The sequence below is a fragment of the Polaribacter sp. genome, assembly GCF_039939415.1.
Classification (GTDB): Bacteria; Bacteroidota; Bacteroidia; order Flavobacteriales; family Flavobacteriaceae; genus Polaribacter.
On the sequence record NZ_JBDVJE010000037.1, the window covers coordinates 58311 to 74910 of the forward strand.

At 29.7% G+C, this 16600-nt stretch carries 9 protein-coding genes; 2 read left to right on the forward strand and 7 right to left on the reverse strand.

Features of this window, described 5'->3' with window-relative positions:
* The first annotated feature begins 84 nt into the window (after nt 1-84).
* Entirely contained in the window at nt 85-3414 is a 3330-nt protein-coding gene (gene mfd / locus ABJG40_RS05865) for a transcription-repair coupling factor (protein ID WP_348023642.1), read from the forward strand.
* Between the two features lie 383 nt (nt 3415-3797).
* Here mfd and ABJG40_RS05870 read toward each other — a convergent pair whose 3' ends face one another.
* From ABJG40_RS05870 to rimP, 7 genes are all read right to left on the reverse strand, one after another.
* Nucleotides 3798-5567, reverse strand: coding sequence for a DNA mismatch repair protein MutS (locus ABJG40_RS05870; RefSeq protein ID WP_348023643.1), 1770 nt, complete (start codon nt 5565-5567; stop codon nt 3798-3800).
* A 12-nt stretch (nt 5568-5579) separates the two neighbouring features.
* Nucleotides 5580-6659, reverse strand: coding sequence for a HesA/MoeB/ThiF family protein (locus ABJG40_RS05875; RefSeq protein WP_348023644.1), 1080 nt, complete (start codon nt 6657-6659; stop codon nt 5580-5582).
* 178 nt (nt 6660-6837) lie between these two features.
* Nucleotides 6838-10200: a class I tRNA ligase family protein gene (locus tag ABJG40_RS05880; protein WP_348023645.1), complete on the reverse strand. Its 3363-nt coding sequence runs from the start codon at nt 10198-10200 to the stop codon at nt 6838-6840.
* Nucleotides 10201-10329: 129 nt separating this feature from the next.
* A complete protein-coding gene (locus tag ABJG40_RS05885; RefSeq protein WP_348023646.1) occupies nt 10330-10863 on the reverse strand; it encodes a DUF2911 domain-containing protein in 534 nt (177 codons plus the stop codon).
* A gap of 182 nt (nt 10864-11045) precedes the next feature.
* Nucleotides 11046-13907: a translation initiation factor IF-2 gene (gene infB / locus ABJG40_RS05890; RefSeq protein WP_348023647.1), complete on the reverse strand. Its 2862-nt coding sequence runs from the start codon at nt 13905-13907 to the stop codon at nt 11046-11048.
* 60 nt (nt 13908-13967) lie between these two features.
* The gene (nusA, locus tag ABJG40_RS05895) at nt 13968-15224 is read right to left on the reverse strand and encodes a transcription termination factor NusA (protein ID WP_348023648.1); all 1257 of its coding nucleotides are present in this window, start codon (nt 15222-15224) and stop codon (nt 13968-13970) included.
* 11 nt (nt 15225-15235) lie between these two features.
* Nucleotides 15236-15697 (reverse strand): ribosome assembly cofactor RimP, encoded by a 462-nt coding sequence (gene rimP / locus ABJG40_RS05900; protein ID WP_348023649.1) that lies wholly within the window; start codon nt 15695-15697, stop codon nt 15236-15238.
* A gap of 175 nt (nt 15698-15872) precedes the next feature.
* On the opposite strand from rimP, the gene ABJG40_RS05905 reads away from it, so the two are divergent.
* Nucleotides 15873-16600, forward strand: a 728-nt coding sequence (locus tag ABJG40_RS05905) for a universal stress protein (RefSeq protein WP_348023650.1), incomplete at its 3' end; no start/stop codon positions are given.

A 16600-nucleotide genomic window follows, 5' to 3' on the forward strand; every position in this document is an offset into this window, starting at 1 on the left:
AATACAAAAAAATGTAAATCAATAATGATATCTACTCTTTAGTTAAATTAAAAAATTAATATCTTTGACATAAATATTACTAAGTTGAGCAAGCAGAACATTGTTAATCAATATCAAAAATCTGCGAATATTTCGCAGATAATTATACAGCTTCAACAAGACAAAAACCATTTTCAAATATCGAATTTGGTTGGGTCTTCGTTGTCTTTTATTATTTCTGAAACTTTTAAAAAAGCAGACAAACCTTATCTTTTAATCTTTAATGATAAGGAAGAAGCTGCCTATTATTTAAATGATTTAGAACAATTATTAGGTGATAAAAACGTACTTTTTTATCCAGGTTCATACAGAAGACCATACCAAATTGAAGAAACAGACAATGCCAACGTTTTATTACGCTCTGAGGTTTTAAACAGAATAAACTCTAGAAAAAAACCTGCAGTAATTGTTACTTATCCAACTGCATTATTTGAAAAAGTTGTTACCAAAAAAGAATTAGAAAAAAGCACCCTAAAAGTTTCTGTTGGTGAAGAATTATCGCTCGATTTTGTAAACGAAGTTTTGTTTGAATACAAATTTAAAAGAGTAGATTTTGTTACAGAACCAGGAGATTTCTCTGTAAGAGGAGGAATTATAGATGTGTTTTCTTTTTCTAATGATGAACCTTATAGAATAGAATTTTTTGGTGATGAAATTGATAGCATTAGAACTTTTGATGTAGAAACACAATTATCAAAAGAGAAACTGAAAAAAGTTTCTATAATGCCAAATGTAGAGAATAAAACACTGCAAGAAAAACGTGAAAGTTTCTTAAAATACATTTCATCTAAAACCATAATTTTTTCAAAAAACATAGATTTATTGGTTGGTAATCTTGATAAATTCTTCTCAAAAGCTGAAGAAGCATTTTCAGATTTATCAAAAGAAATAAATCACTCAAAACCTTCTGAATTATTTTGTAACGGAAAGTTTATACTAAATCAATTACCAGAATTTACTTTGGTAAATTTTGGAGCTCAAAAACTAGATATTCCACAAATTGAGTTCAACACAATTGTACAACCTTCTTTTAACAAACAATTCAATTTATTAATAGACAATTTAGAGGAATATCATAAAGCAAAATTTACCAATTATATTTTTTGCGCAAACGAACAACAAGCAAAACGTTTTCACGATATTTTTGATGATTCTGATAAAGAAGTTCATTACGAAACCGTTGTTTTTCCTTTATACAAAGGATTTATAGATGTAGACAACAAACTAGTTTGTTATACAGATCACGAAATTTTTGAGCGCTATCATAAATTCCGATTAAAAAATGGATACGCTAAAAAACAGGCTATAACGCTTCAAGAATTAAACAAACTTGAAATTGGTGATTATGTAACACACATGGATCATGGAATTGGAAAATTTGGTGGTCTACAAAAAATTGATGTTCAAGGTAAAAAGCAAGAAGCTATAAAATTAGTGTATGGAGAAAGAGATATTTTATACGTAAGTATTCACTCTTTACACAAGATTTCTAAATTTAATGGAAAGGATGGAAAAGCTCCTAAAATTTACAAATTAGGTTCTGGGGCTTGGAAAAAAGTAAAACAGAAAACTAAAGCAAGAGTTAAGCATATTGCGTTTAATTTAATTCAATTATACGCCAAAAGAAAATTACAAAAAGGGTTTGCTTTTGGCCCAGACACACATATTCAGCATGAACTAGAAGGAAGCTTTATGTATGAAGATACTCCAGATCAATTTACAGCAACACAAGATGTAAAATTAGACATGGAAAAGGAACAACCCATGGATAGACTGGTTTGTGGTGATGTTGGTTTTGGTAAAACAGAAGTTGCAGTTAGAGCCGCTTTTAAAGCGGTAGATAATGGCAAACAAGTCGCAATTTTAGTACCTACAACAATATTAGCTTTTCAACATTACAAAACGTTTACAGAACGTTTAAAAGATTTCCCAATTAAGGTAGATTATTTAAACCGTTTTAGAACTGCAAAACAAAAAACAACAGCTATTGATGGTGTAAATGATGGTTCTGTAGATATTATTATTGGAACTCATCAATTAACAAACAAACGTTTACAGTTTAAAAATCTAGGGCTTTTAATTATCGATGAAGAACAAAAATTTGGTGTTGCTGTAAAAGATAAATTAAAAACTTTAAAAGAAAATGTAGATACATTAACCTTAACTGCAACGCCTATACCAAGAACTTTGCAATTTAGTTTAATGGCGGCAAGAGATTTATCAGTTATAAAAACACCACCACCAAACAGACATCCAATAGAGAGTAATGTGATTCGTTTTTCTGAAGAAACAATTCGTGATGCAATTTCTTACGAGGTTTCTAGAGGTGGACAAGTTTTCTTTATTCATAACAGAATTGAGAATATTAAAGAAGTTGCAGGTTTATTACAACGTTTGGTTCCGTCTGCAAAAATAGGAATTGGTCATGGACAAATGGAAGGCAAAAAATTAGAAGAATTGATGCTTGGTTTTATGGCTGGAGATTTTGATGTTTTGGTTTCTACAACCATAATAGAAAGTGGTTTAGATGTGCCAAATGCCAACACCATTTTTATTAATAATGCCAATAATTTTGGATTATCAGATTTACACCAAATGCGTGGTAGAGTTGGTCGTTCTAACAAAAAAGCATTCTGTTATTTTATTACACCTCCTTATCATATGATGACTGATGATGCCAGAAAACGTATAGAAGCTTTAGTTTTATTTTCTGATTTAGGAAGTGGAATAAATATTGCCATGAAAGATTTAGAAATTCGTGGTGCAGGAGATTTATTAGGGGGTGAACAAAGTGGTTTTATCAATGATATTGGATTTGATACTTATCAAAAAATATTGCAGGAAGCTATAGAAGAGTTAAAGGAAAACGAATTTAAAGAACTCTATCCTACAGACAATTCTAAACCAAAAGAATACGTAAAAGAAGTTGCTATTGATACTGATTTCGAAATTCTTTTTCCAGATGATTATATCAATTCTATTACTGAAAGATTGGCTTTGTATAACAAATTAGGAACTTTAAAAACCGAAAAGGAACTGCAAATTTTTGAAACTGAAATTATTGACAGATTTGGAGAAATTCCAACGCAAGTAGAAGATTTATTAGATTCTGTTCGTATAAAATGGTTAGCAAAAGAGTTAGGTCTAGAAAAAATTATTCTAAAGCAAAAAAGAATGATTGGTTATTTTGTTTCTAACCAACAAAGTGATTTTTATCAGACAGACGCTTTTTCTAGAATGTTAAAATATGTTCAACAAAATGGAAAAAGTTGTGTAATGAAAGAGAAAGAAACTAAAAACGGATTACGTTTATTAATTACTTTTATTCGAATTGATAGTGTTAAAACCGCTCTAAGTATTTTACAAAAAGTTTAGATTTATTTTTAGAAGCTATTTCCTGCTTTCCACTGTATCTTTTTGCCTAAAAAAGCAAAAAGGATGCCGTTTCAATCAGGGCTAGACTTGTTTGATAACTAAAGTTTGTCATTTCGACCTTGTGGAGAAATCTAAATTATACCATTTTAAATAAAGAGATTCCTCTATTTCGCTATCACTTCAATCGGAATGACATTAAGTGTGTTTTAACTATTTGAGGTACAGAAATATTTTAATCGAACTTAAGTAACTAATAAAACATCAAAAAAAACTTGGTAAAAACAATAGCCAGCAAACAAGTTTAGCCCTGATTGAGCGGTTTGTTTGAGCTCTTTTTTTGTTTTTCTCAAAAAAAAGCGAGTAGCGAAAGCAGGAAATAGCTTCTAAACAATTTCCATTTTCTTTAAAAGAAAAGAGGCATTCATGTTTTTACAAACTCCGTTTTTAAGCGTGTAATCGAAACTTAATTCATTGTTGTATATTTCTGCATCAAAAAAGTAATTATTAATGTCAGAAAACTCATTTTCTAACTCACACAAACTTACATCATGGGTGGCAATGATTCCTGTAGATTTCGATTTTGTCAGTTTTTCTACAAACTTTTTAGAACCAATAGCTTTGTCTTTGCTATTGGTTCCTTTTAAGATTTCATCTAAAATGATAAAATAATCGGTAGTTTTTATTTCATCTACAATAAACTTTAAACGTTTTAATTCTGAGTAAAAATAAGATTCGTCTTCTGTTAAAGAATCTGTAGTTCTCATACTTGTAATCAACTTAATTGGCGCATATTTAAAGTTTTCTGCACAAACAGGCAAACCACAATTTGCCATTACAATAGAGAGAGAAATGGTTCTTAAAAAAGTACTTTTACCTGCCATATTTGCTCCTGTAACAATAAAAAATTGCTCTTTATTTATGGTAAAATCATTATCAACTCTTTTAGTGACATCTAATAAAGGGTGACCTAAATTGGTTGCGTTTATTATTTCTTTTTTTGAAGAAATTTCTGGAAACACAAATTTTGTATGATTAAAATTAAAGTTAGCTAATGAGTTTTGAGCATCGAAAAAAGCAACTACAGAAAACCATTTTTCTACAGTGTGTTTGTATTTAGAAATCCATTTTTCTACATTAACTGCAGTTCTAATTTCTGTTAAAAATAATCCGTTTCCAAAAACTGCAATGATAATGTTGTTTCTTTGATCAAAAGCATCTAAAAATCTAGAAAATTCCTTAAAAATAACGGACGCTTTTTTACTTTCTGAATTGATTATTTGTTGTTTTTCTTTTAAGATTTTTGAAGAAAATTGTTCATTTTCAATTTCGTTTAACAATACATGATATTGCTTAAAGGTTTCTCTTATTTTATCTGTTTCTGTGTATAAATTATTTGTTTTTTTTAAGAATCTTACTGTAATAAAAAGTCCTATAAAAAACCAAATTAATAGATATGAAAAGGAAATAAGTCCGAAAGAAACTAAACCAATTAAAATTAAAGAAAGAACAGAGAATACAAGTTGAATTACACCTAAAATTTTGGGAAGTGTTGTTTTATAATTCTGAATCCAATTAACGATAAAAACAGAAGTATCTTTTGTAGTTACCAAACTTGCTAATGCAGAAAAATGTTGTCTCCATTTTACTTTAGTCGCTAATTCTTTTATGGTATTTTGCTCATCTACAATGTTAACTATTTTGTTTTCTGTAAACGTTTTTGCAAGTAGTTTTTTCCCTTCATTTGTAACGGTTCTATTGATGTATTGAAAAAAAGAACCTAAACCAAATAAATCGATATCATTACTATAAAAGTGATTCGGATTTATAAATTCATCGCCAGCATCTAAATGATGAAATTTTCTATTTAAAACATCAATTTCTGTTTTATTAATATTGATTTTTGCTTTTACAATGGCTCTTTCTCTTTGTAAATTAACATGTTTTACTACTAAAAATGCAAATAATAAAACTCCTAAAAAAGCAATAATAAATACATCTGGATATTTACCAAATGTTAGATATATTAGAAAGCAAGTTGCTAAAAAAACCGCGAATCTAAAAATACTTAGATTCACAGATTTCTTTTTTAAAGAAGCTGCTTCTTTTTCTAAATTAGACTTTTGTTCACTATAAAAATCGAAAGGTTTTTTCATATAAAAATACTATTATTTGTAACTAGAAATTCCACCTGTTAAACTTAAAACATTTAATGTTGGGTATTTTTCTTTTAATATTTTTGTTGCTTTATAACTATTTAATCCTCTTTGACAAACCATAACATAAGTTTTATTAAAGTCAATATCTATTCTATCAGCATCAAATTCTTGAATTGGAAATGTTTTATCTACTTTAAAAGGTAAATTTAAGTTTGGTAAAACAGCAATCAATTCTATATTTGAGTCTCCTAATTTTGTTTTTAATTCTTTTGCTGATATTTGCCAATCAGAATTTTGAGTTGAACAGGCAATATCAAAATACGTTTGAATTCTAAATAATTTTGCAATTTTCTCTTTTAATATTGTTGATTTTAACTTCATTTTAAATTGCGTATTATGAAGTGAATTATAAATCAACAATTCATTTACTAATGGTTTTCCAATTCCTGTTATCAATTTTAAAACTTCATTTACTTGCTGCGTAGCAATGATTCCAACAATTGAATTTAATGTTCCTGCTTCTTCACAATTAGGAATATCTGTTGCCATTTCTGGAAAAGCATCTCTTAAATTTGACGAATAACTTCCATTATCTTGCAAAACATTAAAAGTAGCAACATAACCATCAAACTTATACAAAGAGCCATAAACCAATGGTTTGTTTTTGATGACACAAGCATCATTTAATAAATATTTTGTTGGCAGAGAATCTGTTCCATCAACAACAATATCAAACTCAGAAATCAGCTCAAAAACGTTTTCTTTTGTAATTGGTTTGTTGGTAAAACTAACTTCTGTAAAAGCTGCTCTTTTTTTTATAAATTCTGATAAAACTGATGCTTTTGATTTGCCTAAATCTTCTAAACTGTAAAAAACTTGTCTGTGTAGGTTTGAAATATCAACAGTATCAAAATCCACCAAATGAATTTTACCAATTCCACTAGCAGCTAAATAAACTGCAATAGAACTTCCTAAACCTCCACAACCAACTACTAAAACAGATGCGTTTTGTAATTTTTGTTGCCCAATTTTACCAATTTCTGATAAAGTTATTTGACGTTTAAAAAGTTGATTTTTTGTTACATTCATTCAGCTGACAAGATAGTTAAATAAAAAAAGCCATTACAATTTTATTTGTAGTGGCCTTTTTATTTTTATAAGATTTCGCAATCGCCTAAAAAGGTTCATTTCGAAATGACAACTTAAGTTTGTTATACTAATTCCTAAGAAACAAAAATTAATAAATACCAAAAGAACACTGCGTGTTCTATCCTACAATATTTACAATTTTGCCAGGAACAATAATTACTTTCTTAGGTATTCTACCATCTAACTGAGCAATTGTTTTTTCATGTGCCATTACTGTTTTTTCTATTTCATCTTTAGACATATCTAAAGGAAGTTCTAACGTAAAACGCATTTTTCCGTTAAAAGAAATAGGATAATTTTTAGCACTTTCAACCAGATATTTCGCTTCAAAAACAGGGAAACCTACTGTTGAAATAGAATCTTTATGTCCTAATAAACTCCATAATTCTTCTGCAATATGAGGTGCATAAGGAGAAACTAAAACCGTTAATGGTTCTAAAATATCGCGTTTGTTACATTTTAAAGCCGTTAACTCATTTACAGCAATCATAAATGTAGAAACAGATGTATTAAAAGAGAAATTCTCAATATCATCTTCTACTTTTTTAATAGTTTTGTGTAACGTTTTTAATTCTTCTTTTGTTGGCTCATCATCAGAAATTGATAATGTATCTCCGTTAAAAAACAATTTCCATAATTTCTTTAAGAAAGATGAAACTCCAGAAATACCAGAAGTCTTCCAAGGTTTAGCTTGTTCTAAAGGTCCTAAAAACATTTCAAATAATCGTAATGAATCTGCTCCATACTCTTCACAAATAGCATCAGGATTTACAACATTGTATTTAGACTTAGACATTTTTTCTACTTCTCTACCAACTTTATAAACACCTTCTTCTAAAACGAATTCAGCCTTTTTATAATCTGCATTTAAAGGATGATTTTTAAATCCATCTACATCTAATTCATCAGAAGCATTTACTAAGGAAACATCAGAATGTATTGCCGTTTTAGTAATCATTACTAAATCTGCAAAATTAGGATCTAAAAACTTATTATCTAATAAGTAATTTTTAACCACCATTTCAAATTCATCATCTGAACTAAATAAATTTTTAGAAACAATTACAGTAGGAATCTTTTCTAAAACATCATCTAAAGATTTTTCATCAGCACAACCACAACCATTTTTTACAAAAGCAGTAGATCTGTAAACAAATGCAGATGTTCCTAAAATCATTCCTTGATTAATTAATTTTTTAGCAAACTCATCTACAGGTACAATTCCTTTATCGAACAAGAATTTTTGCCAAAAACGAGCGTATAATAAATGTCCTGTTGCGTGTTCTGAACCACCTATATATAAATCTACTTCTTTCCAATAATCTAAAGATTCTTTGCTTGCAAAAGCTTCAGAATTTGTAGCATCCATGTATCTATTAAAATACCAAGAACTTCCTGCCCACCCAGGCATTGTATTTAATTCTAAAGGATAAACCGTTTTGTTTTTTAACTTATCGTTAGAAACTACTTTCTTTCCACGAGAATCCCAAGCCCATTCTGTTGCATTTCCTAAAGGTGGTTTCCCATCTTCAGTTGGCAAGTATTTTTCTACTTCTGGTAGTACAATTGGCAAGTGATTTTCATCAATCATTTGTGGCATTCCATCTTTGTAATATACAGGAAAAGGTTCTCCCCAATAACGTTGTCTGCTAAAAACGGCATCACGTAATCGATAATTTATTTTTCCGTAACCAAAACCTCTTTTTTCCATTTCGTAAATGGCAAGTTTTAGTGCTTTCTTATATTTTAATCCTGATAAAAAGTCTGAATTTGCAATAACAGTTCCGTCTTTATCTGCATGAGCAGCTTCTGAAATATCTACACCTTCAAAAATATTAGGAATTGGAATATTAAAATGTTTTGCAAAATCATAATCACGTTGATCTCCACAAGGAACTGCCATAACTGCTCCTGTTCCATAACTCGCTAACACATAATCTCCAATCCAAATTTGAACTTTCTCACCAGAAAAAGGGTGAATTGCATACGCACCAGTAAATGCACCAGAAATGGTCTTTACATCTGCCATTCTATCACGTTCAGAACGTTTTGCAGTTGCAGTTACATAAGCTTCAACTTCTGGTTTTTGAGCTTCTGTTGTAATTTTAGAAACCAACTCATGTTCTGGAGCTAATGTCATAAAACTTACTCCGTAAATTGTATCTGGTCTTGTTGTAAAAACATCAATTTTATGAGACTTCTCGACTGCGCTCGAAGTGACATTCTGCTTACTTTGTGTTTTCTCTATTTTTGGAAATTGAATTGCAAAATTAATTTCTGAAACAACTTTTACAACATTTTGTAAAACTTCTTCGTTTGTAAAACGGATTATATTAAAACCTTCTTTATGAAAGTACTCTGTTCTTGCTGCTTCATCTTCTTTACCAACAAACTCAACTATTAAATTTTTAGCAACACATACATAATCTACTAAAAATTTACCAATAGTATATTTTTTTCTAAATTTTGACGCTCCTTTTTTATTCTTTATTTCATTCCAAAGCGTAGTTTCTGCCTTCGATAAATTTTGACGTAATTCCTTTAATTCTTCTAACTCTTTATAAGATAATTTTACTTCTGTAGATGTTTTTGTAATATTTGCTTCAACTTCAAAAGTAACCATAGCTCCTTGAGATCTTCCAATCCAATTTGTTTGAGAATCTTTTAAAGGTTGTGGCCAATCAATGTTTTCTAATCCATCTAACAAACGTTGTGCATATGCAGAAATTCGCATAGACCATTGTGTCATTTTTTTACGAACAACAGGATGACTTCCTCGTTCTGAAACTCCGTTTACAATTTCGTCATTTGCTAAAACTGTACCTAAAGCAGGACACCAGTTTACTTCTGTATCAGATAAAAAAGTTAAACGATATTGTAATAATATTTGTTCTTGTTCTTTTATTGAAAAAGCTTTCCATTCATCTGCAGTAAAGATTGTAATATCTTCATCCGAAACAGCATTTACTGATGCATTTCCTTCTTTCTTAAAGACTTTTTCTAAAGTAGAAATATCTTCTGCTTTATCTGAATCTTTATTATACCAAGAATTAAAAAGTTGGATAAAAATCCATTGTGTCCATTTATAATATTCTGGGTTTGATGTTCTGACTTCTCTACTCCAATCAAAAGAAAAGCCAATATTATCTAGCTGTCTTCTATAAGTTGCAACATTTTCTTCTGTTGTTTTTGCTGGATGTTGACCTGTTTGAATAGCATATTGTTCTGCTGGTAAACCAAAAGAATCATACCCTTGAGGATGTAAAACATTAAAACCTTTATGACGCTTGTAACGTGCATAAATATCACTTGCAATATATCCTAAAGGATGCCCAACATGTAAACCTGCTCCTGAAGGATAAGGAAACATATCTAACACATAATATTTAGGTTTCTCCGATTCATTACTGGCTTTAAAAGTTTGGTTTTCAGCCCAAAATTCTTGCCATTTTTTTTCTATCTCTTGGTGATTATATTGCATCCGTTATTCTTTTAGAAGCTACAAATTTACGTTTATTCTTTGTAAGCATGAAACGGATTTCCTTTAAATTAAATGCATAAAAAAACTGTCTAAAATAAATTTAGACAGTTTATGTTTTAAAATTGGTTTTTATTTAATTGATACAGAAATTACTGTATTTTCCCAACCCATTTTTAGAGTCATATCATCTGCAAACATCATAGAAAATGCTTCTATATTTTTTTCTGATTTTGACACTTTTCCTGAGACTCTAACAACATCTTGGTTTTCTTTATAAAAATATGATCCCCAAACATTTTTTGCTGTGCTTAAAATTACTGTCCAGTCTCCTTCGGATTTTGGAATTGTAAATAGAGTATACGTACCTGCTTTTACAGCCTTATCTCCAAAAGTTACATCTTTATAAAATGTAATTTCTGCAGCTTCATTAGCACCAGTTCTCCATACTTTTTCTACAGGAGCAAGTTTTGCTAAATCTCTACCTTTTAATTGTGGTCTACTATAGATTACTTTTACAACTTTATCAGATATTTTATAACTACTTGGAAATGCTGCTGCATCCATAGGACTTTTATCTAAACCTTTAAATTTTTGCGCTACTACTGCTGTTGAACTAATTAATGTAATTGCAAAAATTGCAATTAATAAAATTGATTTTTTCATTGTTTCGTTTGTTTATATGAATAATAGTAATCAAGTCTATTAAAAAAAGAAAAACTTACAATTATTAATCATTATTTTATAATACAACTAGTTCTAAAAAAATCATATTGAATAAAACGCATAAAAAAAGTCGAGATCTCAACATGTTGAGATCTCGACTTAGAATATAAGTTTTGAAATTATTATTTTAATTTCTTTTTAACTGCGACTTCTGTATAAGCTTCAATTATATCACCTTGAGCAATATCATTGTAATTCTTAATTTGGATACCACAATCGAATCCTTTTTTAACTTCTCTAACATCATCTTTAAAACGTTTTAAAGCTGTTAAAGTTCCATCGTGTACAACAATTCCATCTCTAATAATTCTAATATTAGAATCTCTTTGGATTTTACCTGACATTACCATACAACCTGCAATATTACCAACTTTAGAAATTTTATAGATTTCTCTAATTTCTACATTACCCGTAACTTCTTCTTTCATTTCTGGAGATAACATTCCTTCCATGGCGTCTTTAAGATCATTAATAGCATCATAAATAATAGAATATGTTCTAATATCTACTTCTTCTTTATCTGCTATTGTTCTTGCATTTCCTTGTGGACGAACGTTAAACCCAACAATAATTGCATCTGAAGCTGTTGCTAATAACACATCACTTTCTGTAATAGCCCCAACACCTTTATGTAAAATATTTACTTGAATTTCTTCTGTAGATAATTTTTGGAATGAATTTGTTAATGCTTCTACAGAACCATCAACATCACCTTTAAGTATAATGTTTAATTCTTTAAAGTCTCCTAACGCAATTCTACGTCCAATTTCATCTAACGTTAATGTTTTCTGAGTTCTTACAGATTGCTCACGTTGTAATTGAGATCTTTTAGAGGCAATTTGTTTTGCTTCACGTTCATCATCAAATACATTAAACTTATCTCCTGCTTGAGGTGCTCCGTCTAAACCTAAGATTGATACTGGCGTTGATGGTCCAGCTTCTTTTAAGTTATTTCCTTTGTCATCAAACATGGCTCTTACCTTACCACTGTTTTTACCTGCAAGAATATAATCTCCAATTTTTAAAGTTCCTGCTTGTACCATAATTGTAGATACATAACCTCTTCCTTTATCTAGAAGAGCTTCTACTACTGTACCTACTGCATTTTTATTAGGATTTGCTTTTAATTCTAAAATTTCTGCTTCTAATAAAACTTTTTCTAGTAACTCATCAATACCTTGACCTGTTTTTGCTGATATATCTTGAGATTGAATGTTTCCTCCCCATTCTTCAATTAATAAATTCATTGAAGATAATTGAGTTTTCACATTATCTGGATTGGCATTTGGCTTATCAATTTTATTAATTGCAAATATAATTGGCACACCTGCTGCTTGCGCATGAGATATTGCTTCTTTAGTTTGTGGCATTACATCATCATCTGCTGCTGCTACAATAATTACTAAATCTGTTACTTGTGCTCCACGTGCACGCATTGCTGTAAAGGCTTCGTGACCAGGTGTATCTAAAAATGCAATTTTTTGATCTCCAACGTTTACAGAATAAGCTCCAATATGTTGCGTTATCCCTCCACTTTCACCATCTACAATATTTGCCTTTCTTATGTAATCTAATAAAGATGTTTTACCATGATCTACGTGACCCATTACCGTAATAATTGGTGCTCTAGTAACTAAATCTTCTGGCTTATCAACAACTTCTTCTATAGATTCTTCTACTTCTGCACCAATAAATTCTACCTTATGGTTGAATTCTTCTGCAACAATAACTAACGTTTCGGCATCTAAACGTTGGTTCATAGTTACCATCATTCCTAGCATCATACAAGATGAAATAATGTTGGTTACAGGAACATTCATCATTGTAGCAACCTCACTTACAGTAACAAATTCTGTTACTTTTAGTATTTTGTTATCTAATGCTTGTGCTTCTAATTCAGCTTCTGTATGCTCTCTGTGTGCATCTCTCTTGCTTCTTCTATGTTTAGCTCCTTTACCTCTTGAAGATTTTCCTTGTAGTTTTTCGAGTGTTTCTCTTACTTGTTTTTGAATTTCTGCTTCAGTAGGTTCTTCTTTCTTAACAGCTGCAGGTCTTTGGTTTCCTCTTCCTCCTCTAAATCCTGGTCTATTATTTCCTGGACCTCTATTATTATTACCTCCTCTATTTCCTGGACCTCTGTTGTTAGAGTTTGGTGTGCCTGGTTTGCTAATACGTTTACGCTTTTTCTTCGCATCTGCATTAGCATCTTTTTTAACCTCTGGCTTCTTCTTCTTAGGTTTTTCAAATTGTTTTAAATCAATTTTTTTACCTGTAAAATTAGGTCCATCAAGTTTTTTATACTGAGTTTTGATTGCTTCAGCATTTGCAGGAATAACTTCTTCAGTTTTTTCTTCAGTTTTTGAGCCTTCTCTTTTATTACCTTTAGGTTTATCTCCTACTTTAGAAACTACTTTTTCTATTTCAGATACCGTTTTTTTAATTTCTATTTTTGGAACTTTAGGTTTTTCAACAACTGGAGTTTCTTCTACTGTTTTTTCTACTTTAGGCTCTTCAGCTTTTGGTGTTTCAACAACAGGAATTTCTTCTACAATTTTTGGTTCGTTGACTTCTGGTTCTTCAACAACTGGTTTAGAATCTTCTTCTTTATCTGAAGTTTTTTTACCGATATTATCGATATCTATTTTCCCTACAGTTTTAAATTCTAGTTTATCTGCTTTGGCTTTTAAAACCTCTTCCTTCTTAAGCTCTTCTGCTTTTTTCTTTTCTAACTTAGCTTCAGCTTCTAAACGAATTGCTTCTTTCTCTTTACGTTTTTCTTCTCCAACTTCTTTAGATGCTGCTTTTTTATTAGCATCTGTTTCAAAGCCATCAAGTAAAACTTGATAGACATCACCTGGAATTTTAGTGGTTGGTCTTGCTTCTATTTCGTGACCTTTATCCGCTAAATATTCAACTGCTCTATCAAGAGAAATATTCAATTCTCTTAAAACTTTATTAAGCCTCATTGTTTTGCCTACAGACATATATTCTTTTTAACTTTATAATTGTAAAAATATAATTTTTACTTTACTTATATACTATATTTAGTCCTCGAATTCTTCTTTCAGAATTCTTTGAACATCCATAATTGTTTCTTCTTCTAAATCGGTTCTTTTTACCAATTCTGCAACACTAGTTTCTAATACGCTTCTTGCTGTATCTAAACCAATCTTTTTGAATTCTGTAATTACCCAATCTTCTATTTCGTCTATAAATTCTGTTAACTCTACATCTTCTTCTTCTAAACCTTCTCTTTGAACGTCTATTTCATAACCAGTTAACTCACTTGCTAAACGAATATTTACACCACCTCTACCAATTGCTTTAGAAACTTCTTCTGGTTTTAATAAAACGCTTACACGTCCTTTTTTACCATTTTTTTCTTCTTCGAACATTTCAATTTCCATTGAAGTCACTTTTGCAGGACTTAATGCTCTTGAAATAAATAATTGTTCGTTTTTGGTATAGTTAATAACATCTATATTCTCGTTTCCTAATTCACGTACAATACCGTGAATTCTAGAACCTTTAACACCAACACATGCCCCAACAGGATCTATTCTGTCATCATAAGAATCTACAGCTATTTTAGCTTTTTCTCCTGGTATTCTTGCAACTCCTTCTACTGTAATTAAACCGTCGAAAACTTCTGGAATTTCTTGTTCGAATAATTTAGTTAAAAATGCAGGAGATGTTCTAGATAAGATAATTGCTGGTTTATTACCTCTTAACTCTACTGTTTTTATAACACCTCTAACTGAATCTCCTTTTCTAAAAAAGTCTGAACGAATTTGCTCACTTTTTGGTAATACAATTTCATTTCCTTCATCGTCTAATAAAATGATTGCATTATGACGAATATGGTGAACTTCTGCACTGTATAAATCTCCTTCTAATTCTTTAAAGTGTTTAAATATGTTTGTGCTATCGTGTTCATAAATTTTAGATATTAAGTTTTGACGTAATGCTAAAATAGCTCTTCTACCTAAATCTATTAATTTTACTTCTTCAGATACATCTTCACCAATTTCAAAATCGGGTTCAATTAATCTTGCTTCAGCTAATTCAATCTCTTCATTATCATCTTCAGAAAAACCATCTGCAACAACAATTCTATTTCTCCAAATTTCTAAATCTCCTTTATCTGGGTTAATGATAATATCAAAATTATCATCAGAACCAAACTTACGTTTTAAGGCTGCTCTAAAAACTTCTTCTAAAATAGACATTAACGTTACTCTGTCTATACTTTTATTATCTTTAAATTCTGAAAACGAATCAATTAATGCTATATTCTCCATTACATTCTTGCTTAAAATACAATCTTAACTTTTGCTTCTTTAATATCTTTATAGTCTAAAGTTACTGATTTTTGTACAGTTACTTTTCCTTTTCCTATTGGTTTTGGTTCTCTTGCTTTCCAATTTAAAACAATTTTATTTTCATCTGCTTCTACTAAAGTTCCTTCAAATTCTTCTTCTAAAGTTTTTACTTTAAGTATTCTATTGATGTTTTTTAAATATTGTCTTTTATCTTTTAACGGATGTGCAATGTCTGGTGTAGTAACTTCTAACGAAAAATCTTCTTCTTCTCTATCAAAATTACCATCTACACTTCTACTTATTCTAATGCATTCGCTTAAAGGAACTCCATTATCTCCATCTACTGTAACCTGAATTTTATTGTTTGCAGAAATAGTTAAATCTATTAAATACAAAGAATCATTCAGTGCTAATGCTTCATCTACTAAATCTTTTACTTTAGTGTAGTCCATTTTTACTTTTAAAATAAAATATAAAAAGAGGGGACTTCTAAGTCCCCTTCCTTCTCCATTTATTATAAATTTCGGTGCAAATATACTAAATGTTTGGGATTTACCAAACTAAGTTTAAGTCAATTATTTTTTGTAACTTTAGTTATAATCATATTCACTTTAAAATTTTTACCAGATGAAAAATATTTTAGTTCCAATAGACTTTTCAAAAACATCTGAATACGCTTCTAAAATTGCAGCAAAAATTGCAAAAGAAACAGATGCAACAATTTATCTTATTCATTTAATTGAAGTTCCTAAAGGTGTAATTGATATGGCTGCAAGTAGTAAATTTAGTATTCCTGAATCTATGCTATATTTAAGAAAAATTAGAGAAAAAATATTAAATTTTAAAAACAACATATTTAGTAATTCTATAAAAATTAAATATTTTATAAAATTAAATACTCCTTTTGAAGGTATACAAAAATATGCAGATAAAATAGATGCTGATCTAATAATAATGGGATCTAAAGGTCATTCTGAGTTAGAAGAAATAATTATTGGTTCTAATACAGAAAAAGTAGTAAGAAATTCTAAAAGACCTGTTATTGTTGTAAAAAAAGATAATACTCATTTTCAATTAAAAAAATTAGTTTTTGCTTCTAATTTTAAAGAAGAAAACAAAGAAGTCTTTGGTAAGGTTGTTCATTTTGCGAAAACTTTTAATAGCAAAATTTATTTATTAAAGGTAAATACACCTGCTAACTTTCTATCGACATCAGAAGCAAAACAAAAAATAAAAGATTTTATAGAAGAATTTAATTTGCCTAAATATAAAATTAACGTGTATAGTGATCTTTCCGTAGAAAAAGGCATATTAAATTTTTCTAAAGAAATAGGTGCAGATTTAATTGCATTAAG